Annotated in this window: 15 protein-coding genes; 6 read left to right on the forward strand and 9 right to left on the reverse strand. The window is 63.6% G+C overall.

Annotated elements, in window-relative coordinates:
• Window positions 1–40: 40 nt before the first annotated feature.
• Window positions 41–739, reverse strand: coding sequence for a hypothetical protein (locus tag HX613_RS00825; RefSeq protein WP_235343579.1), 699 nt, complete (start codon window positions 737–739; stop codon window positions 41–43).
• Window positions 740–906: 167 nt separating this feature from the next.
• Between HX613_RS00825 and HX613_RS00830 the strand changes: the two genes are divergently transcribed.
• Complete coding sequence (locus HX613_RS00830; RefSeq protein WP_235343580.1) at window positions 907–2,136, forward strand: cobalamin-independent methionine synthase II family protein; 1,230 nt, start codon at window positions 907–909, stop codon at window positions 2,134–2,136.
• Window positions 2,137–2,151: 15 nt separating this feature from the next.
• Here HX613_RS00830 and HX613_RS00835 read toward each other — a convergent pair whose 3' ends face one another.
• Window positions 2,152–3,552, reverse strand: a complete 1,401-nt coding sequence (locus HX613_RS00835) for a TIGR01777 family oxidoreductase (protein WP_235343581.1) — start codon at window positions 3,550–3,552, stop codon at window positions 2,152–2,154.
• Window positions 3,553–3,818: 266 nt separating this feature from the next.
• Window positions 3,819–5,360: a choline-sulfatase gene (betC, locus tag HX613_RS00840; protein ID WP_235343582.1), complete on the reverse strand. Its 1,542-nt coding sequence runs from the start codon at window positions 5,358–5,360 to the stop codon at window positions 3,819–3,821.
• Between the two features lie 138 nt (window positions 5,361–5,498).
• On the opposite strand from betC, the gene HX613_RS00845 reads away from it, so the two are divergent.
• Window positions 5,499–6,536 (forward strand): formylglycine-generating enzyme family protein, encoded by a 1,038-nt coding sequence (locus tag HX613_RS00845; protein ID WP_442862579.1) that lies wholly within the window; start codon window positions 5,499–5,501, stop codon window positions 6,534–6,536.
• Here HX613_RS00845 and HX613_RS00850 read toward each other — a convergent pair.
• Window positions 6,495–8,669, reverse strand: a complete 2,175-nt coding sequence (locus tag HX613_RS00850) for a BCCT family transporter (RefSeq protein WP_235343584.1) — start codon at window positions 8,667–8,669, stop codon at window positions 6,495–6,497. The genes HX613_RS00845 and HX613_RS00850 overlap by 42 nt on opposite strands.
• A gap of 301 nt (window positions 8,670–8,970) precedes the next feature.
• Complete coding sequence (locus HX613_RS00855; RefSeq protein WP_235343585.1) at window positions 8,971–9,339, reverse strand: hypothetical protein; 369 nt, start codon at window positions 9,337–9,339, stop codon at window positions 8,971–8,973.
• A gap of 12 nt (window positions 9,340–9,351) precedes the next feature.
• Between HX613_RS00855 and HX613_RS00860 the strand changes: the two genes are divergently transcribed.
• Complete coding sequence (locus tag HX613_RS00860) at window positions 9,352–9,720, forward strand: alpha/beta fold hydrolase (protein WP_235343586.1); 369 nt, start codon at window positions 9,352–9,354, stop codon at window positions 9,718–9,720.
• A gap of 11 nt (window positions 9,721–9,731) precedes the next feature.
• Here HX613_RS00860 and HX613_RS00865 read toward each other — a convergent pair whose 3' ends face one another.
• The 4 genes from HX613_RS00865 to HX613_RS00880 form a co-directional block, all read right to left on the reverse strand.
• Window positions 9,732–10,523, reverse strand: coding sequence for an ABC transporter ATP-binding protein (locus HX613_RS00865; protein ID WP_235343587.1), 792 nt, complete (start codon window positions 10,521–10,523; stop codon window positions 9,732–9,734).
• Window positions 10,524–10,528: 5 nt separating this feature from the next.
• Window positions 10,529–11,569, reverse strand: a complete 1,041-nt coding sequence (locus tag HX613_RS00870; RefSeq protein ID WP_235343588.1) for an ABC transporter permease — start codon at window positions 11,567–11,569, stop codon at window positions 10,529–10,531.
• A gap of 81 nt (window positions 11,570–11,650) precedes the next feature.
• Window positions 11,651–12,637, reverse strand: a complete 987-nt coding sequence (locus HX613_RS00875; RefSeq protein ID WP_235343589.1) for an ABC transporter substrate-binding protein — start codon at window positions 12,635–12,637, stop codon at window positions 11,651–11,653.
• Between the two features lie 334 nt (window positions 12,638–12,971).
• A complete protein-coding gene (locus HX613_RS00880) occupies window positions 12,972–15,278 on the reverse strand; it encodes a S9 family peptidase (RefSeq protein WP_235343590.1) in 2,307 nt (768 codons plus the stop codon).
• Between the two features lie 224 nt (window positions 15,279–15,502).
• On the opposite strand from HX613_RS00880, the gene HX613_RS00885 reads away from it, so the two are divergent.
• Genes HX613_RS00885 through HX613_RS00895 form a run of 3 tightly spaced genes read left to right on the forward strand, consistent with a single transcriptional unit; the run spans window position 15,503 to window position 18,772 of the window.
• Entirely contained in the window at window positions 15,503–16,549 is a 1,047-nt protein-coding gene (locus HX613_RS00885) for a Bug family tripartite tricarboxylate transporter substrate binding protein (RefSeq protein WP_235343591.1), read from the forward strand.
• A complete protein-coding gene (locus HX613_RS00890; protein ID WP_235343592.1) occupies window positions 16,546–17,223 on the forward strand; it encodes a tripartite tricarboxylate transporter TctB family protein in 678 nt (225 codons plus the stop codon). The genes HX613_RS00885 and HX613_RS00890 overlap by 4 nt, the downstream gene beginning before the upstream one ends.
• Before the next feature lies 1 nt (window position 17,224).
• On the forward strand, window positions 17,225–18,772 hold the full coding sequence (locus HX613_RS00895) for a tripartite tricarboxylate transporter permease (protein ID WP_235343593.1): 1,548 nt from the start codon (window positions 17,225–17,227) through the stop codon (window positions 18,770–18,772).
• Window positions 18,773–19,052: the final 280 nt, after the last annotated feature.

The raw sequence follows: 19,052 nt of genomic DNA on the forward strand, positions 1-19,052 counted from the left end.
GACCACTGAACATCGAGGGAGCCGGTTGCGACTGGCTCCCTCAACGCTCGGTGGTCCCCTCGGCGATCGAGCGGGCACTGGCCTCGGCATAGCGATCCGATGGTCCGCTGGCCACTCGGCCGAGCAGGTGCAGGAGCACGAGGCCACCGAATGACACTCCCAGCAGGACCAACTGGGTGAGGACCATTGACGTCGCGAACGAGGAACCGAGCGAGTTCATCGCCCATTCGACGAAGGCGACGACGAGTCCCGTGCACATCGCAAAGCCGGCGGCGACGAGGTGCGTCCACCAGGCTCTGTTGCGCGCGAGGTTCCAGGCGATGAGCATTCCGGCCAGCACCACGCCGCCGTGGAAGGTCCAGATGATGCTCTGGATGTTCATCGCGAGATCGACGCTGCTGACAACACGGTTCACGATGATCGGCAGCAGGTGAGGCAAGGCGAATGCGTAGATGCTGATGAAGATGAGCAGTCCCATCCCGAACAGTCGCATCGTCATCGGACTGGCTTTCACGATGAGCAGCGCGACGACGCCGAGGATGAGTTCGAGGATCGCGACCACGACGGTCACGGCCGGATACAGGGTGAAGATGTCCGGGCGCACTCCATCGATCATCATCGGCATCAGCACGAATTCCGGCAATGAGCCGACGGCTATGGCGGCCCAGAAGAGGATTCGCGCCGTCCACCCTGGACCGACTGCCCGTTCGTATCCTCCCGAGGAAGCCTGCTGACTCATGTCATCACTGTAGGTCTGCAAGGGCGGGGACCGCATTCTTTTCAGCAGGTGAACGCCACAGCACGTGACCCAACATGACAACCCCCTCGCATGCGGGGCCGCTTATGTGATTGCCTGAGGGAGAACGCCACGGCGCAACTGCCGCCGAACAACCAGAGGAGTCACCTATGGCCACGATCCGCACCTCGCACGCAGGATCCTTACCCCGCACCCCCGAACTCATCGAAGCCAACAAGGTCAAGCAGGCCCAGAACCACGCTCGCCTCGCCGGTGAAACCGTCTCCGAGGCTCAGACGCAGGAATTCGATGAGCTCCTCGCCGCCAGCGTGGCCGACCTCGTCAAGCGCCAGAAGGATCTCGGCATCTCGAACCCCAACGACGGGGAGTACGGCCATTCGATGGCCGCAGAATTCGACTACGGCGCCTGGTGGCACTACTCCTTCGCCCGCACCGGCGGACTCGAACTCGACAATGTCGACAAGTGGGATGCACCGGCCGTGCGCTCAGAGCCGGGTAGGACGGTGCTGACCAGCTTCGGCGACCGCCGCGACCGCAATCTCTTCCCCGGCGTCTACGGCGATGCCAACGCCGGCACCGACACAGGTGACCAGCCGCAGTTCCCCAAGGCCACCAGCGCCATCAGCTACGTGGGCCAGGACCAGGTCGCCAGCGACATCGCCAACCTCAAGGCCGGTCTCGCAGCCGCCGGGTACGGTGAACGCGACGGCTACATCAACGCCCTGTCCCCCGGCTCGGCTTCGCGCATCGCCAATGAGTACTACAAGACCGATGAGGAGTTCATCTGGGCGTGGGCCGATGTGCTGCGTGAGGAATACCTCGCCATCACCGAGGCGGGTCTGACCGTCCAGATCGACGATCCTTCCCTGGCCGAGAACTTCGACCAGATCAACCCGGAACCCTCCTTCGCCGACTACCGGTCCTTCATCCAGGTCCGCATCGATGCACTCAACCACGCACTGCGCGGCATCGATCCGGCTCAGGTGCGCGTCCACACCTGCTGGGGTTCCTGGCACGGTCCCCACGTGACGGACCTGCCGTTCAAGGAGATCGTCGACCAGGTGCTCACGCTCAATGCCGCTGGCATCACCTTCGAGGCTGCCAACGTCCGCCACGAACACGAATGGCGGATCTGGGAGGACATGAAGCTGCCCGAGGGCAAGTACATCATCCCGGGCATCGTCTCCCACTCCACGAATGTCGTCGAGCATCCCGAACTCGTCGCCGATCGCATCGAACGCTTCGCGAAGCTCGTCGGTCCCGACAATGTCATGGCCTCGACGGACTGTGGCCTGGGCGGACGCGTCCACCCTGAGATCGCCATTGCGAAGCTGCAGTCGCTGACCGCCGGTGCCGAGATCGCCGGAAAGCGTCTCTGAAACCCTTCGCCCACTTCACGCTCCGCTGCCGAGTTCCTCCTCGAGGCAGTCGGACAGCGTGGGGTGGGCGAACTGGTATCCGGTCTCTTCCAGCTTCTCCGGACGCACCTTCTGGTCGGCCAGGGCGAGCTCCTTGGCTCCGTCGGCCCCGAGTACCAACTCGGTGACGAAACCGGGCGTCGCGATGCGGGCCGGGCGGTGCAGGTGGGCGGCGAGCGCCTCGGCGAACTCCTGCTGCGAGATCATGTCCGGGGCCACCGCGTTGACGGGTCCGCGGACATAGTCGGTGAGCACCGCATGGACATAGGATCTGGCCAGATCGTCGAGGGAGACCCAGGCCAGGCCCTGTTCACCGCTGCCCAATCGCCCTCCGGCCCCGGCCAAGTACAGAGGTGTCTGGAGTCTGAGGAATCCGCTCAGTGAGGTCAGCGCAATGCCAGATCGGATCGAGACCCGGCGGATGCCCAGCTCTTCGACCCGTGCGGCTGCGGCTTCCCATTCCTGGCACACCTCGGCGAGGAATCCGTCCCCGGCCGGAGCGGTCTCGTCCACCGGCGCTTCAGCCTGGGATCCGTAGATCCCGACGGCGGAGGCGCAGACGAAGACTTCGGGTCGTTTCGCCTCGGGCAGGGTGCGCATCGTCTCCGCCAGCAGGGTCGTCGAGTCGATGCGTGAGGAGCGGATCTCCTCCTTCGCCTTCTTCGTGAACCGGGTGGCGATGGTGCGCCCGCCGAGGTGGACGACCGCATCCGCCCAGGCCAGGTCGCGTGGGTTGATGATTCCCAGTCCGGGATTCCAGTGAGATTCGTATTCGGCCTTCGGAGTGCGACGCACGAGCAGACGCACGAAATGTCCTGCCGTGGAGAAGAGTGCAGCGACCTGCCGGCCGACGAGTCCGCTGCCGCCGGCGATGAGGATGCGTTTGCCCTTCTTGCGCGACAGCAGTGGTGCGTGCATGCGTTCGAGGAACTCGATGTCCATGAGCATGCGCTGTTGTCTGGCTTCGAAAGTCGCTTCCAAGTTGTGGATGAGGCTGCGGTCGATCGAGTCGAAGCCCGCCGGTGCCATCGAGAACTCGATGTGGTCGTCGATCTTGGTTCCCCCGGCGACCGAGGAGAATTCGTGGGTGTGCTTCCACTGGCTCAGTGGGCCCTTCTTGAGCTCATCGACGAACGAGAACCGGGAGGGGCCCTCGGAATGCACCGAACTGAATGGTCGTCGGACGAGGCCGTAGCTGCCGGGCAGACTGGTCTTGACCTGAGCCACCGACCCGGGCGCGAGCGGAGGGTAGCTCTCCTCGACGATCTCTTGGGCCCAGTGCGGGGACAGCCGAGTCAGTGCTCCGGGCTGTGCGTGCCACAGATAGGTTGTCTCGGCGGCGAGCGGGACTTCAGATGTCCACTCGAAATTGGTCATGACATCCCTCCTACTCCAGATGATGCCACCGGAGTCTGAGAGTGTGACCTGCAACTCGCCCAATCCTGAGTGAATTATTCCTGCCGAGGTGGGGGTCGGCTCGAGCCGGGGATCCGCTACTCCCTCGTCTCGATCTCACCGAAAGACGACCGCAGCGTCGAGGGCAGAGGGTATACAGTCTGCTCTCGACGCTGCGATCTGCGCTCGATGAAACGTCACGGCTGGAGCGTGAGGCTCAGGCCCCCGCGGGGCGCTTGCGCCTCGCCTCAGACGGTGGTGTCGGGGATCTTTCCGAACCTGAACGCGGTCCAGAAGTCGCCGCGGACGTAGCCGTTCTCGGGTTCCGGATCGTAGTCCCAGTGCCGGACCGTGCCGATCTTGAGCGCATCGGCGACGAGCTGGCGGCTCGACTGACTGCCCAGCACATGCTCCTCAAGATGTTCGAGGTCGTAGCGCGAATCGAGCTCGGCTCGCATCGTGGCCACGAGCTCCGCATATCCGGCGTCGCCGGCACGGTTGACCAGCTCGTCCGGATCCGTTTCGAGGTCGAAGAGCAGTTCCGGATCTCCCGGGCAGATAGTCAGCTTGTACTGTCCGCGGATGAGCGTCACCTGCGGTCGGTATGTGCCCTCGGCGAAGTACTCGATGATGACGTCACGATCGGCAGGTTCCGTCTCTCCTGCGGCTTCCCGCCGAGCCGACTCGAGCAGAGAGACACCTGTCGCATCGGGGTCCGAGGTTCCTGCCAGGTCCAGCAGAGTCGGCATCAGGTCGACGAGGCTGACGGGGTTGGCATACCGACCTGGCGTGACCGCCTCGGCGGGGCCGTTGATGATGATCGGGACACGGGAGGACTGCTCGTACGGGGACATCTTGTACCACAGCCCCTTCTCCCCCAGCATGTCTCCATGGTCGCTGGTGACGATGATGACCGTGTTGTCTTCGAGGTCGAGCTCGCGCAGACGCTGGCGGATCTTGCCGATGTGATCGTCGATGTAGCTCACCGACGCATAGTAGGCGCGGCGGGCCCGACGGATGTCCTCGGTTCCCGGTTCTCGCTTTTCCAGCCCGCTCATCGTGCGCAGCCGGTGGCTGTGCGGGTCCTCGGCGATGTCGGGGACCTCGGGGTGGGCTGGGTCCGGGATGTCCACCTCGGCGAATCTGTCCCAGTTCTCCCGCGGCGGCTCGTACGGGTCGTGCGGGTGGATGAACGAGGTGACCATGAGGAACGGCTGGTTCTCACCGGCCGCCTGGTTGGCGCGCACCCGTCCGTTGAGGTGACGCAGGGTCCGGAAGATCACCTCGTCATCGAAGTCCTGCTGGACGTTCGCCTTCGCAGCACCGGCGGTGAACACCGGATCGGCCTCGTGATACCACTGGAGCTTCTGGTCGAGGGGACGCTGCCAGTCGGGAACCATGTCGAGGTCGGCCGGGTAGACGTCGGTGGTCAGGCGCTCTTCGAATCCGTGGTGCTGATCGGGGCCGATGAAGTGCATCCGTCCGATGAGCGCGGTGTGGTATCCGAGCTTGCGCAGGCGGTGGGCGAACGTCGGCACCGAGGCGGCGAAGTCGTCGCCGTTGTCGAGGCAGTCGATGTCGGAGGGCATCCGACCGGTCATCATCGACGCCCGCGAGGGTGAGCACAGCGGAGTGTTGCAGTAGGCGCGATCGAAGACCGCTCCGTCCTCGGCCAGGGAGTCCATGTTCGGGGTGAGTGCGGCGGTGTCTCCGTAGGCACCCAGTGCCTGTGCGGCCATCTGGTCGGCCTGGATCACTACGATGTTCGGCGGTTGCATATGCTTGGTCACGTCCTTTCTCAAAAACGTATGGTCTGCTTGTGAAAGCATGATCTGCGAAGTCAGCTGCGTTGAAGACCTGCGCAGGTGTGTCAGATGGAACAGATTCTTGCGAAACCGGTTCTTAGATATGGATTGAAGGTGGCGACATTGGCCTCATGCTGTGGCCCGGCACGGAACTCGCCCGTCGGAGCGAGCCAGGGCAGTCCTGGGTCCGCCGAGGTGGGTGTTGAGGAAGAAGAATCCCCCGCCGAGGTGCGAACGTCGAGCCGGGAATCGCCCACCGTGCCCACTCCCGATCGGCAGCTGCTGACCGAACTCGCGGCTCTGGCCCCGCGGAATCTGGCGATGATCGGCCTCAGCGGCGGCACACTCCTCATGGGCAGCGAGGACCCGCTGGCCTATCCCGAGGACGGTGAAGGCCCGGTCCGCGAAGTCGGCGTCGAGGGTTTCGCCATCGGTGCGACGACCGTCACGGTCGTAGAATTCGCCGCGTTCGTTGCAGCGACGGGTCATCGCACTGATGCTGAAACTCATGGTGACTCCTTGGTTTTCACAGGCCTGGTGGCCGAAGGGCTGGCCGAGACCTCTCCCTCTGTGCAGGCTACCCCCTGGTGGCGTCAGGTCACAGGGGCCACCTGGCTCCACCCCGGCGGACCCGGGCCGACCGGTGTGGCTGGCGTGGCTGGTATTCCGGGCTCGAGTCTCGACGGCTCGAGTCTCGAACAATGGGCCAGGCATCCGGTCACCCATGTCTCCCACACCGACGCCGAGGCGTATGCGCAGTGGGTGGGTGCCCGACTGCCGACCGAAGCCGAGTGGGAGTTCGCCTCCCGCGGCGGCCTTGAGCAGAAGCCCTATCCCTGGGGTTCGGTGCGCGAACCCGACGGCGTGGCCCGCATGAACACCTTCGCCGGGGTCTTCCCCAACGGACCGACGGCGCCGGTCGGCACCGTTCCCGCCGACGCGTTTCCTCCCAACGGCTTCGGTCTGCACAACACGACCGGAAACGTATGGGAGTGGACGAGCAGTCACTTCAGTGCACACGACCAGCGCCCGGTGCTGCGTGGCGGGTCCTATATGTGCCATGACTCGTATTGCCGCAGGTACCGGACCTCGGCACGCTCGGCCGCGACACCGGACACCTCACTCGGTCACACGGGATTCCGATTGGCCCTCAGCGTCTGAACTCGCCGAGGTGGTGTCGGGGTCTTCGCTCCCCTCCTCCTCGGGGGTCCACCCATCGGCCCACTGTCCGGTTTCGTAGTCGTAGCCGACCGGCTCACCGTCGGCATTGGTGCGCTGGTACCAATCGGTGTAGTCCCCATGCTCGGAGTCGATGCCGCCGTTGGCGCCGTCGCCCGGTTCGGTCTGCACGACCTGGAAAGCGAAGTCGTCACCGAATCGGTCGGCACCTTCGACCACCGCATTGTCCACAGCGTTCTGCGCGTACTGTCGCCTCAGTGCCAGCGGGTCGGTGCGCAGTTCTTTGAACCAGGCAATGATGATGAACAGCATGATGACGGCGAACGGCACTGCGGTGACGATGACGAGCTGCTGCAGACCTTCCAGTGCATTGGCATTTCCCAGCAGCAGCATGACCACGGCGATGCCGGACATCACGAGACCCCAGAAGACCACAACCCATTTCCTGGGTTCCTGGTCGCCGCGACTCGTGAGCATTCCCATCACGATCGAAGCGGAGTCCGCAGATGTGATGAAGAAGATGGCGAGTACGACGATCGCAACGAAGGGCAGCCACTCGACGAAGGGCAGATTGTCGATGAGGGTGAAGAACACCTCGGGGGCGGCCATGCTGTCGGTGAATCCGGCCGCGCCTTCCCGGTACATCCAGATCGACGTTCCGCCCATGATGCCGTAGGCCACGAAGAGCAGGGTCGAGGGAATGAAGATTGTGCCCAGGATGAACTGCCGAATGCTGCGTCCTCGTGAGATGCGGGCGATGAACGTGCCGACGAACGGGGACCAGGAGATCCACCAGGCCCAGTAGTAGACGGTCCACACGGACTGGAATTCTTGGGTTTCGCCGCCCCAGGACAGTGACTTGCCCATCATGTCGAAGAGCGAACCGAAGTATTCCATGAGCGCCGAGGGGAGAAGGTTGAGCAGGAACAGTGTCGGTCCGAGGAAGAGCACGAGGCCCACGATTCCTACGGTGAGGATGATGTTGATGCTCGACAGGTAACGGATGCCCTTAGAGACACCGGAGACCGCGGAGATGATGAAGCCGACGGTGAGGACGCAGATGATGACGACGAGCATGTTGTTCGTCATCTCACCGACGCCGCTGACGATGCTGACGCCGGAGCCGATCTGCATCGCAGCGATGCCCAATGCCGCGGCGGTGCCGAACAGGGTCGCCACGATCGCGAAGATGTCGACGAGCTTTCCTGCGAGGCCTTCGGTGTGGCGCTTGCCGAAGAGCGTCTGGAAGATCGAGGACAGAAGCAGGGAGCGACCGCGCCGGTAGGCAGCATAGGCGATCGCCCCGCCGACGAGAGCGTACATTGCCCACGCATGGAAGCCCCAGTGGAAGTATGTCTGGGCCATGGCGCCGTGCAGTGCCTCGGTGGTTTCGGGAGCGTTCGTCATCGGCGGCGGGGACACGAAGTAGGTGAGCGGCTCCGATGGTCCGAAGAAGAGCACGCCGATCCCGATGCCGGCGGCGAAGAGCATCGCCACCCACGAGAAGGTGCTGAACTCGGCCTTCTCATCGTCCTTGCCCAGCGGAATCTTGCCGTAGGGGGAGAACGCGAGAATGATCAGCGCGACGAGAACGATGATCGCCACGAGGTTGAAGAACCAGCCGACGTTCAACGTCGACCAGTTATAGGCGGCTGTGGCCACCGTGGAGACGCTTGAGGGACTGGCGATTCCCCAGATCACGAAGGCAACTGTGAGTGTGCCGGCGACGGCGAAGATGATCTTGTCGAGGGAGTAGTGGCGACGCTGTTCGTCGATCGCGATTCCCGGGACCAGGATCGGGTGGGTGTTGTGCGGGTACTGGGTGTTGATCTCCGGCGCATTCTCGGCAGGATGTCTGGGGCGACTGTAGTCCAGTTTGCCCAAGCCCTTCCCCGTCTCGCGGCTCACTCGTCGGGCATCGGCCTTGAGCTTCTCGCGGGAGGCCTTGCGCTCGGGGCGAAGGGAGCCGGAACCGTCAGAACCGAGGGTCGGCGCGGTGGTCGCCGAGGTGTCGGCAGCTGTTGCCGAGGTGTCGGTTCCCGTGGTGTCGGTTCCCGTAGTATCAGCGTCGGTTCCCGTGGGTCTGGATGTGTCTGGTGTGGAGTCATCGGACATGCAGCGATGGCCCTTTCTCAATCGTCGAGGAAACTGATGATCGAAAGTTGCCAGTGTGACCTAAGGCTCTGAACCGCACCACCCGATTGCTGCGCGTTCCCAGGAATCATTGGCGAAACCGCCAGTGGGATGGGGTGCTGTGCGTGTGGCAGAAAGGGTCCGGGCACAGAGGTCTGCCCCGAAAATACCCGTCTGTGCCATAGCTTCGGACCTTAACAGTTTCCTGAGAGCTTCTCAAAGGAATCCTGCCATGTTGCTGCGGCACCGCACGCAATCGTACGAAGGTTCGCACTGCCCCGGGTCAGTCGGTGAGGAAACGCTGCTCGACGAGATCCACGATCTCCTCGCTCGCGGCCACGGCGTCGTACCCCGGGTCCTCAAGTGCCTCGCCGACGACAGCGTCGATGGCACCGCCGATGATGAGTGCAGCAGTCCGCGAATCGGACAGCCCCTTCACTCCGCGCGCTTCGCGTGCCGACTTGAGGAGCGCAGCCACCGGCTTCCACCTTGCGGAACTGTCAGTTCTTGCCCCACCGTGGATCAGCGCTTCGACGCTCAGTCGGGAGTGACTGCGATGGCTGACGAAATGGGCGACGATGGATCGCACATAGACCCTCGGTCTCTCGGCCACCTCGGCGTAGGCAACAGCTTCTCCGACCGATTCGACCATGGCGTCCAGGACATGCTGATAGGCACTCCGTGGATGCCCAAGGCCGGACGGGATGCGTTCAATTCATATACCGCCGGCGGCATCAAGGTCGAGGATGTCCCGGTAGCCGACATGATCGAGTCCGGGATGCATCATTACGCCATGAAGAAGCCCCAGCCATCCCGGATCGCCGAGGGTCAGCTGTCCGACCTAACGATGCCGGTGCTCGCGATCATTGCGGGACGCTCGGTCATGCATGACCCGGAAACTGCCTCGGCGACGGCAAGGCGAACCCTGGGTGCTGGTGCGGTGCATGTCTATGAGGACGCCTCACACGCCGTCACCGGCGAATATCCCGACGAGGTCTCAGCTGACATCGGGGAATTCATCACTCGACGGTGACCGGCGGCAGATCAGTTCAGCAGCGCCCGGTCCCCCAGTGTTGCGCCCTTGAGTTTGGAGAACTCGCCCAGCAGAGTCTTCACCGTCAGCGTCTTCTTCTCTTCGGCCGAGGCCTGGTAGATGATCTCGCCTTCGTGCATCATGATGAGTCGGTTGCCCAGCGCGATCGCCTGTTCCATGTTGTGCGTGACCATGAGCGTGGTCAGCCCGTCATTCGACACGATCTTCTGCGTCAGGTCCGTCACGAGTGCCGCACGCTGGGGGTCGAGTGCCGCCGTGTGTTCGTCGAGGAGCAAGATGCGAGGCTGGGTGAATCCGGCCATGAGCAGGCTCAGCGCCTGGCGCTGTCCGCCGGAGAGCAGGCCCACTTTGGTCTTCAACCGGTTCTCCAGGCCGAGTTCCAAAGTGGCAAGCTCATCGCTGAACAGGTCCCGCCTCGCCGAGGTGGTTCCTCGTCCCAGCCCACGTGCTTTTCCGCGCTTGAGTGCCAGAGACAGGTTCTGTTCGATCGTGAGGTCAGGTGCGGTGCCGGCCATCGGGTCCTGGAATACCCGGCCCAGATATTTGGCCCGTTTGTATTCGGGCATCCGGGACACCTCGGCGCCGTCGATCGTGATCGATCCGGAGTCGATGGGCAGTCGGCCCGAGATCGTGTTGAGCAGTGTCGATTTTCCTGCGCCGTTGGAGCCGATGACGGTGACGAAATCGGATTCTTCGAGCTCGAGCGACAGATTCTGCAGGGCCTTGCGTTCATTGACGGTGCCGGGGAAGAAGGTCTTCGAGATGGTGTCGATCTTCAGCATGTGACTCAGTCCTCCTTCGGATCTGACGCTGCAGTGGTTCCTGCGGTCCTCGCAGACGTCCCCGCGGGGACGTCTGTGGTGCCGACGGGGACGTCGACTGTGCCGGCGGGCACTTGGGCACCCGCCTCGTTCGCAGGATCGTCGGCTGCCGCAGCTCCTGACGCGGCTCGGTTGCCGCGCGATCTCAGCGACGGTACTCGCTTGAGGAATCCCCACCTGGGCAGCAGCAGTGCGACCACCACGAGCAGTGCGGTTGTCAGCTTCATGTCGTTGGTGTCGAGGCCGGCACGCAGCGCCAGGAAGATGATGAGGCGGTAGATGACCGATCCCATGAGAGCTCCGAGGCTGGCCATGAAGATGTTGCGGCTGCCGAAGACTGCCTGCCCCAGGATGACCGAGGCGAGTCCGACGAGGATGAGGCCGATGCCCATGCTGATGTCGGAGAATCCCTGGTATTGGGCGATGAGCGCGCCGCAGAGTGCGACGAAGCCGTTGGACAGGGCCAGGGTGAGCATCGTCGTGTTGTCGGTGTTCACGCCGAGGCTGCGGATCATCTGTCGGTTGTTGCCGTTGGCCTGGATTGCCAAGCCCAGGTCGGTGGTGAGGAACCAGTCGATGGCGAATTTCAGAATCAGGGTGAAGATGAGGAGCACTGCGATGGAGACCCAGGTGCCTAGCCACATGTTCTCCCGCAGCGGGGTGAACACGGTGTCTTCTCGCAGGAGCGGGAGATTCGCCTTGCCCATGATCCGCAGGTTGATCGACCACAGTCCGATCATCGTCAGGATTCCGGCGAGCAGGCCGTCGATGCCGCCCTTGGTGTGGAGGAGTCCGGTGATGTAGCCGGCGATGAGTCCTGCGCCGATGGCTGCCAGGGTCGCCAGGAAGGGGTTGACCCCGGCGATGATCAAGGAGGCTGCGGTGGCACCACCCGTGGTGAAGCTTCCGTCGACGGTGAGGTCGGGGAAGTTGAGAACCTTGAAGGTCAGGTAGACCCCGAGCGCCATCGCTCCGTAGATGAGCCCGAGTTCCAGTGCTCCGAACATGTGTTTCCGATCAGGTGGTGATGTGTGGCGGGGGTAGGTGTCGCCGACCGGTCCCGTGTCCCGGCCGGCGACGGGGGTCGATCAGTCGATGACCTTGTCGGCTTCGTCGATGAGCTTCTTCGGGATCTCAACACCCTGGGCCTTGGCGGCCTTCGGGTTGACGACGAGCTCGAGGTCGGAGCTGGTTTCGACTGGCATGTCGGCTGGCTTCTCACCATCCTGGAGGATCTTCAGCGCCATTTTGCCGGTCTGTTCGCCCAGCTTCGTGTAGTCGATGCCGCGAGTGATCGCCGCACCTTGTTCCACCTGGCCCGCTTCAGAACCGACGAGGAGCGCCTTGTTCTTCTCAGCCGCCTGGACCATGGTCGTGACGGCGGAGACGACGTTGTTGTCGGTCGGAACATAGTAGGCGTCGACCTTGCCGAGGGAGTCCACTGCCTGCGCCAGCTCACTCGAGTTGGCGATCGTGGCTTCCTTGATCTCGACGCCCATGTCCTTCGCGGCCTTCTTCGCGAGTTCCACCTGCACCTCCGAGTTGACCTCGCCGGAGCTGTAGACGATGCCGACGGTCTTGGCATCAGGCTTGAGATCCTTGACCAGTTGGAGCTGTTCGGCGACCGGGTTGAGGTCGGAGGTGCCGGTGACGTTGGCTCCCGGTGCATCGTCGGACTTCACGAGGCCTGCTTCTTGGGCGTCGGTGACGGCGGTGAAGAGCACAGGAACGTTGGTGATTGCCTGTGCGGCTGCCTGTGCTGCGGGGGTCGCCACTGCGAGGACGAGGTCGAGGTCTTCGTTGGCGAATGTCTGCGCGATCGAAGTCGCGTTGGCCTGCTCGCCCTGAGCGTTCTGTTCGTCCCATTCGACGGTGACGTCGGCATCTTCGAAGGACTTCTTGAATCCTGCGCTGGCCGCGTCAAGCGCCGGGTGCTGAACGAGCTGGGAGATGCCGATCGAGTAGGAATCGCCGCCCTCCCCGCCACCGCTGGAGCCGTCTCCGCCCGAACATGCTGACACCGCAATAACCGAACTCACCGCCACAATCGCTGTGGCCAGATGCCTGAGACGCATTCTTCTCCCCTTTGAAAAAACCGGTCCACCTGCGCGGAACCGGAACGAACCCTGTCACTTGTTCCCGGTCGGACCCATCGGTGGGCCGCACGTGGAACTGCAGACGACCCACGCACCGATGCAGCTCAGTTCATTCTGATTCCGCAGTCGGTCAGGGGTGCGACTGTGATGACAACCACTCTATTGGGCGCCGCTGACACGACCGACCAAAACAAGGTTTTGGAGACAATCGTCCCGGTATTGTTATCTGTCGCGACAAACGTCCCCTGGCGCCGCACATCCGCCACCCAAGCGTCCTGGTGCGGCGTCCCCGCAGGGACGCCGCGCCAGAGGATCAGGCATCGATGTCGACGTCCGATCGACCCAGCACATCAAGGATCCACGCGAAGTCGAAGGCGGTTTCCTTCCAGGAGTCGTAACGTCCCGACGCACCACCGTGACCGGCGACCATTTCGGTCTTGAGCAGCGCATCGGCACCGACCTCACGCAGTCGGGCGACCCATTTGGCGGGTTCGACGTAGAGGACTCGGGTGTCGTTGAGCGAGGTCACGGCCAAGATCTTCGGATGGGCCACCTCGGCGACGTTCTCGTAGGGAGAATAGGAGCGCATGTACTCATAGACGTCCTGGTCGTGGAGCGGGTCTCCCCACTCCTCCCATTCGATGACAGTCAGCGGAAGTTCGGGCATGAGGATCGAGGTCAGTGCGTCGACGAAGGGCACATGGGCGCTGACCCCGGCGAAGAGATCCGATGCCATGTTCGTCACCGCTCCCATCAGCAGCCCTCCGGCCGATCCCCCGGTCGCGACGAGCCTGTCCGGGCTCGTCCACCCCTCGGCGACGAGGTGGCGTCCGGCGGCGATGAAGTCAGTGAAGGTGTTCTTCTTCGTCGTGGTCTTGCCCTGGTCGTACCAATGGCGGCCCATCTCACCGCCGCCGCGCACGTGGGCGATGGCGAAGACGACCCCGCGGTCGAGCAGGGAGAGCCGGGACACGGAGAAGTACGGGTCCATGCTCATCTCATAGGAGCCGTACCCGTAGAGCACCAGAGGTGCAGGCTCGACGGGGGCTGCTTCGTGGCCTTCGGTTTCACTCGCCGAGGTGGTGGTGTCATTGGCAAGCGCGATGAGGTCGGTGCGATAGACCAGAGAGATCGGAACCTGAGTTCCGTCCTCGGCACTGGCCCAGACGAGGGATTCGCTGTAGCGGTCGAGGTCGACCGAGCCGAGGACGGGCTGGCGCTTGAGGACCGTGTCAGTGCCGTCTGCCACGCTGTGCTGATAGATCACAGCGGGCGTGGACATGGAGGTGAAGAGCAGTCGGATGCTCGTCTGTGTGAACTCTGGATTGCCGGCGAATCCGAGGGTTCCTGTTTCGCGGTCGAACGGGAGCTCCTGCAGCGGACCGTAGGGTGATGCGGCCCCGGCTTCGGAAGTGCTGCCGGCTCCGGAACCAGCGTTGCTGACTGCGGCTCCGGAGCCTTCGGGCGCGAGCTCAACGATGCCGACGCGGGCGAAACCGCCTCGGCGGTAGCTGATGACGACGAAGTCCTCGAAAGCGTCGACGTCTTCGATGCGCAGACCCTCGACATCTGCCAGCACCGGTCGGCCGATGTCGGCAGGCTCTGCGATCGTGTCCGGTTCGTCGGCGGCGTCGACGCTTTCGCGTGCCGTACCGGCTGGATCGGAGACTGGCACATCGACGATGTCGAAGTCCTCGCGCTCCTGGTTGTGCGTGATGAGGAAGCGATCCTCACCGGCGATGATCGCGTGCTCCACAGAGTATTCGACCCCGTCGACGCGGGGCCAGACGACCTGCGGTGCGGATTCGAGGTCATCGGCTTCAAGCGACCAGAAGCCTGTGGTGGTCTTGGACCCGGTGACGATGAACATGTATCTGCCGGAGCGGGAGAATCCCGAGCCGACGAAGAAGCGCTCGTCGGGCTCATGGAAGATGCAGACATCGTCGCTGCTGTCGGTGCCGACACTGTGACGCCAGACCTTCTCCGGTCGCCAAGCCTCGTCGACAGTGGTGTAGAAGACGTAGCGGCCGGTGGGGTCGATCGAGGCTCCGGCGAATGTGCCGTCGACGGTGTCGGGCAGATCCTCGCCCGTGCTCAGGTCGCGCAGTCTCAGTGTGTACCGCTCGTCGCCGGAGTTGTCCACGCCGAAGAGCAGATACCTGCCGTCGTCGGTCAGCGAGAAGGTGCCCAGCGAGAAGAACTCCTGGCCTTCGGCGGCGATGTTCGAGTCGAAGATGACCTCTTCGCCGAGGAGCGCCTCCTCGCCGACCTCGGGAGGAGTCCAGTCATCGACGTCCGCGATGGGCACGCGAACGCTGATCCCGTAGTCGAGCCCGGCCTTCGTCCGGGAGAAATACCAGTAGTTCCCGCGTCTGGTCGGCACCGACATGTCGGTCTCCTTGATACGGGTCTTGATCTCGGTGAAGATCGATTCGCGCAGTGGCTCGAGCCCGGATGTCTGCGTACTCGTCCACTCATTCTCGGCTTCGAGGTGGGCGATGACCTCCGGGGACTCCTTCTCGCGCATCCATTCGTAGTTGTCGACGAAGGTGTGGCCGTGATGGGTGCGCTGATGGGGGATCTTCTTGGCCACGGGGGCGCTGGGGGCAGTGTCGTTCATGGTCCCAGCCTAGCTACCTCAATGCCGACGACGCAGTACAGGACTACGAAGTACCAGAAACACCGCTGAGACCGGATGCCCTCGCGACGTTCCAGTCCCGTACCACCGAGTGAGCAGAATGAGCAGAACGCGATCAGTGCGCACAAGCGCGTAATGTGACCTGCATCAATCTAAGCTATGACGAGCCTCACATGCAGTTCACAACAGATATGAAAGTTTGGTCAATGACGAACCAATCCGCCTCAGATCCTGGCGCAGATCCAGGGTCCGCGCCGCCCCATCCGACTCGGCGCATGTTCGGCCGAATCGCCTACGGCGCGATCGCAGTGGCAGCCATCGGAACGGCCACCACTTACTCGGTCAAAGCCGCCTCGTCCAAGGGTGATCTCGCATCGAACCTCACGCTCATCGCCCCAGCCGGTGCCGGTGGCGGCTGGGACGGCTTCGCCCGAGAGACCCAGCAGGCCATGCGTGTGACCCGACTGGCCAATAACGCCCAGGTCGTCAATATCCCGGGCGCCGGTGGAACCATCGGCCTCGGGAAGTTCTCGACCATGCACGGCCAGGCGGACACCATCCTCGCCACAGGAACGGCCATGACCGGCGGCATTGCACTGAACAAGTCGCCCGTCGGCTTCGAGAACACGACGCCCCTGGCCCGAGTGGCCGAAGACTACGACGTGCTCATCGCGGCCGCCGATTCCCCCTACGACACCATCGAGGATGTCATCACCGCCTGGAAGAAGGACCCGGAAGGGTTCGTCTGGACCGGCGGATCCGCGGGGTCCGTCGACCACCTCACGATCGCTCAGCTCGCGCTCCTCGGTGACATTCCCGCCTCGGGGATCACCTATATTCCGAAGTCGGGCGGCGGCGAGGCGATCCAGACCCTGCTCTCGGGCACCACGGATTTCGCCTCCTGCGGTTTCAACGAGGTCTCCGACCAGGTTGAGGCCGGACGCGTGAAGGCAATCGGCGTTGCCGCACCCGAACGCGTCGCCGGTTTCGAGGACGTACCCACGATGACCGAACAGGGCTACAAGATCACGCTGACCAACTGGCGCGGTTACCTCGGCGCACCCGATATCACCGGTGAGGAGACCCAGCAGCTCGTCGAGCTCCTGCAGAAGACCCGCGACAGCGCGGAATGGAAGGACGCCCTCGACCGCAACAAATGGACGGACGTGTGGCAGACGGGTGAGGAATTCACGGAATTCATCAAAGAGGACACCTCACGCGTCGAGAAGCTGCTGAAGGAGTTGGGACTGTGAGCACCGAAACCTCAACGACCGCGAGGACCCGGACGGGCCACCTCGGCGAAGGTACCTGGTGGCAGGGCCGATCGGGTCTGATCGTGCCACTGATCATGGGGGCGTTCTCGACCTATCTGCTCGTGGGCATCGTGACGATGAACGTCTCCGAGGAGGCCGAGCAGCCGGGACCGCAGTTCTTCCCGATCATCATCATGGTCATCGGCTATGCGCTCACGATACTGCTGACGATCGCCTATATCCGCAATCCCGAACCAGTCGATGTCGAGGACGAGCTGCCCGCCGAGGCGGAGGAGGACGAGGCATTCTCCACTCCCGTCACCTCGGCGGTATCGGCCTCCCGTCTGACCCCGCATGAGGAAGACGAGCCCACAAGTGACCTCAAGGCCATCGCCGAGGCGCGGGCTGCGGATTCGAAGCACCGCACCCACAGCGACTTCGTGTCCCTGGCCTGGGGTGCCGGCGGCTTCGCGGCCTTTGCTCTCATCCTCGAATTCGCCGGGTGGATCATCGCCGCGGCACTCCTGTTCTGGTGCGTGGCCAGGTCGATGGGTTCGAAGAAGCCCCTGTTCGACCTCACCGTGGCACTGACATTCTCGTCCCTTGTCTACATCGCCTTTGCGGTGCTGCTGGGACTCAACCTTCCTTCGGGAATCCTGGGAGGTGGCTTCTGATATGGACGCAATCTTGTCCCTCTTCGAGGGCTTCACACATGCATTTACGCCGATGAACCTGCTGTGGGTCGTCGTCGGCTGCTTCCTCGGCACCGCCGTCGGCGTGCTGCCGGGACTGGGTTCGTCGATGGCGGTGGCTCTGCTGCTGCCGATGACCTTCGCCCTTGACCCCACCGGTGCCTTCATCATGTTCGCCGGTGTCTACTTCGGTGGTCTCTTCGGCGACTCGACGATGGCCATCCTCATGAACACCCCCGGCCAGGCCTCGGCGATCGCCTCAACCTTCGAGGGCCACAAGATGGCTAAGGCCGGGCGAGCGCCGCAGGCTCTGGCAACGGCCGCCATAGGTGCGTTCATCGGCGGGTTCATCTCCTGCATCCTCGTCGTCTTCGTCGCCCCGGCGCTGGCGGAACTCTCGACGAGCTTCGGCCCGGCCGAGTACTTCGCTCTTGCCCTGTTCGCCTTCGTCGCCACCTCCTCGGTGGTCGCGGACTCCGTGCTCAAGGGCCTCATGGCTCTGGTGCTCGGCATCGGATTCTCGGTCATCGGCATCGACTCGGTCTCGGGCACGGAGCGCTTCACCTTCGGCGTTCCCGAGCTCTTCGACGGAGTCTCCCTGGTCACCGTCACGGTGGGCATCCTGGCGCTCGGCGAGGTCTTCTTCATCGCCTCGCGGATCCGCCGGAAGGCCAACGACAACACGATCAACGCCTCGGGACGCCCGTACCTGTCCCGCAAGGAATTCGCCGAGGCTCTGCCCGCGTGGCTGCGCGGCACCGCGATCGGTCTGCCCTTCGGCGTCATTCCCGTCGGCGGTGCCGATGTGCCGACGTTCATGGCCTATGGGCTCGAGCGCAATCTTGACAAGAGGCGCAAGGATCCTCAGTTCGGCAAGGGCGCGATCCGTGGTCTGGCCGGCCCCGAGGCGGCAGGGTCGGCGACGACCGGCATCGCTATGGGTGCGCTGCTGGCTCTGGGTCTGCCGATCTCGGCAACCGCGGCGATCATGCTGGCGGCGTTCCGTCAGTACGGGCTGCAGCCGGGACCGCTGCTCTTCGACCGCTCCCCCGAGCTCGTCTGGGGACTGCTCGCCAGCTTCTTCATTGCGATGATCGTCCTGCTCATCATCAACCTGCCCTTCGCTCCGCTGTGGGCGAAGCTGCTGAAGATTCCGGATCCCTACCTCTACGGCGGCATCGCGGTGTTCTGTGGGTTGGGCATCTACGCCACCTCGGCGTCGACGTTCGAGCTGCTCATCCTGCTGGCCATCGGTGTCATCAGCTTCGTGCTCAAGCGCTACGGTGTGCCGCTGGCTCCGCTGATGATCGGCATGGTCCTTGGGCCGCTGGCCGAGTCGAGCCTGCGTGATGCGCTGCTGGCCTCGGGCAATGATGCCTCGACGCTCGTGTCCTCACCGATCACGATCGTTCTCTACATCGTCCTCATCGGCGCCCTCGTCTACACCGGCATCGGTCGTGTGCTGGCGCGCAGGCGCCAGAAGCAGACGACTCAGGAGATGCTCTCTCCGATGAGTTCGTCGCAGCGCTGATCACCTGAGCCCAGGGGCGTGCTCGGCCCTCGGCCGCGGTGCTGAAGGTTCGGCCGCGGTGCTGAAGGTTCGGCCGCGGTGCTGAAGGTTCGGCCGCGGTGCTGAAGATTCGGTCCCGGAGGACCGGAATCTTCGGTCCCGGAGGACCGGCAGCAATTAGGGCACGAATTGCAGTGGGGAGCCGGTCGGTCTCGTCAAGAGAATCGACCGGCTCCCCACTGCAGTTCTGTGTTCAGACGGCATTTCTGTGCTCAGATGGCAGTTCTGTCTGCCCACGGCC

It is taken from the genome of Brevibacterium sp. UCMA 11754, from assembly GCF_021532275.1.
Taxonomy (GTDB): Bacteria; Actinomycetota; Actinomycetes; order Actinomycetales; family Brevibacteriaceae; genus Brevibacterium.

What these genes read in the sequence shown, in the direction of transcription:
- HX613_RS00825 (WP_235343579.1), bottom strand. Translation starts at nt 739, where the DNA reads ATGAGTCAGCAGGCTTCCTCGGGAGGATACGAACGGGCAGTCGGTCCA.
- HX613_RS00830 (WP_235343580.1), top strand. Translation starts at nt 907, where the DNA reads ATGGCCACGATCCGCACCTCGCACGCAGGATCCTTACCCCGCACCCCC.
- HX613_RS00835 (WP_235343581.1), bottom strand. Translation starts at nt 3,552, where the DNA reads ATGACCAATTTCGAGTGGACATCTGAAGTCCCGCTCGCCGCCGAGACA.
- HX613_RS00850 (WP_235343584.1), bottom strand. Translation starts at nt 8,669, where the DNA reads ATGTCCGATGACTCCACACCAGACACATCCAGACCCACGGGAACCGAC.
- HX613_RS00855 (WP_235343585.1), bottom strand. Translation starts at nt 9,339, where the DNA reads ATGGTCGAATCGGTCGGAGAAGCTGTTGCCTACGCCGAGGTGGCCGAG.
- HX613_RS00860 (WP_235343586.1), top strand. Translation starts at nt 9,352, where the DNA reads ATGCTGATAGGCACTCCGTGGATGCCCAAGGCCGGACGGGATGCGTTC.
- HX613_RS00865 (WP_235343587.1), bottom strand. Translation starts at nt 10,523, where the DNA reads ATGCTGAAGATCGACACCATCTCGAAGACCTTCTTCCCCGGCACCGTC.
- HX613_RS00870 (WP_235343588.1), bottom strand. Translation starts at nt 11,569, where the DNA reads ATGTTCGGAGCACTGGAACTCGGGCTCATCTACGGAGCGATGGCGCTC.
- HX613_RS00875 (WP_235343589.1), bottom strand. Translation starts at nt 12,637, where the DNA reads ATGCGTCTCAGGCATCTGGCCACAGCGATTGTGGCGGTGAGTTCGGTT.
- HX613_RS00880 (WP_235343590.1), bottom strand. Translation starts at nt 15,278, where the DNA reads ATGAACGACACTGCCCCCAGCGCCCCCGTGGCCAAGAAGATCCCCCAT.
- HX613_RS00885 (WP_235343591.1), top strand. Translation starts at nt 15,503, where the DNA reads ATGACGAACCAATCCGCCTCAGATCCTGGCGCAGATCCAGGGTCCGCG.
- HX613_RS00895 (WP_235343593.1), top strand. Translation starts at nt 17,225, where the DNA reads ATGGACGCAATCTTGTCCCTCTTCGAGGGCTTCACACATGCATTTACG.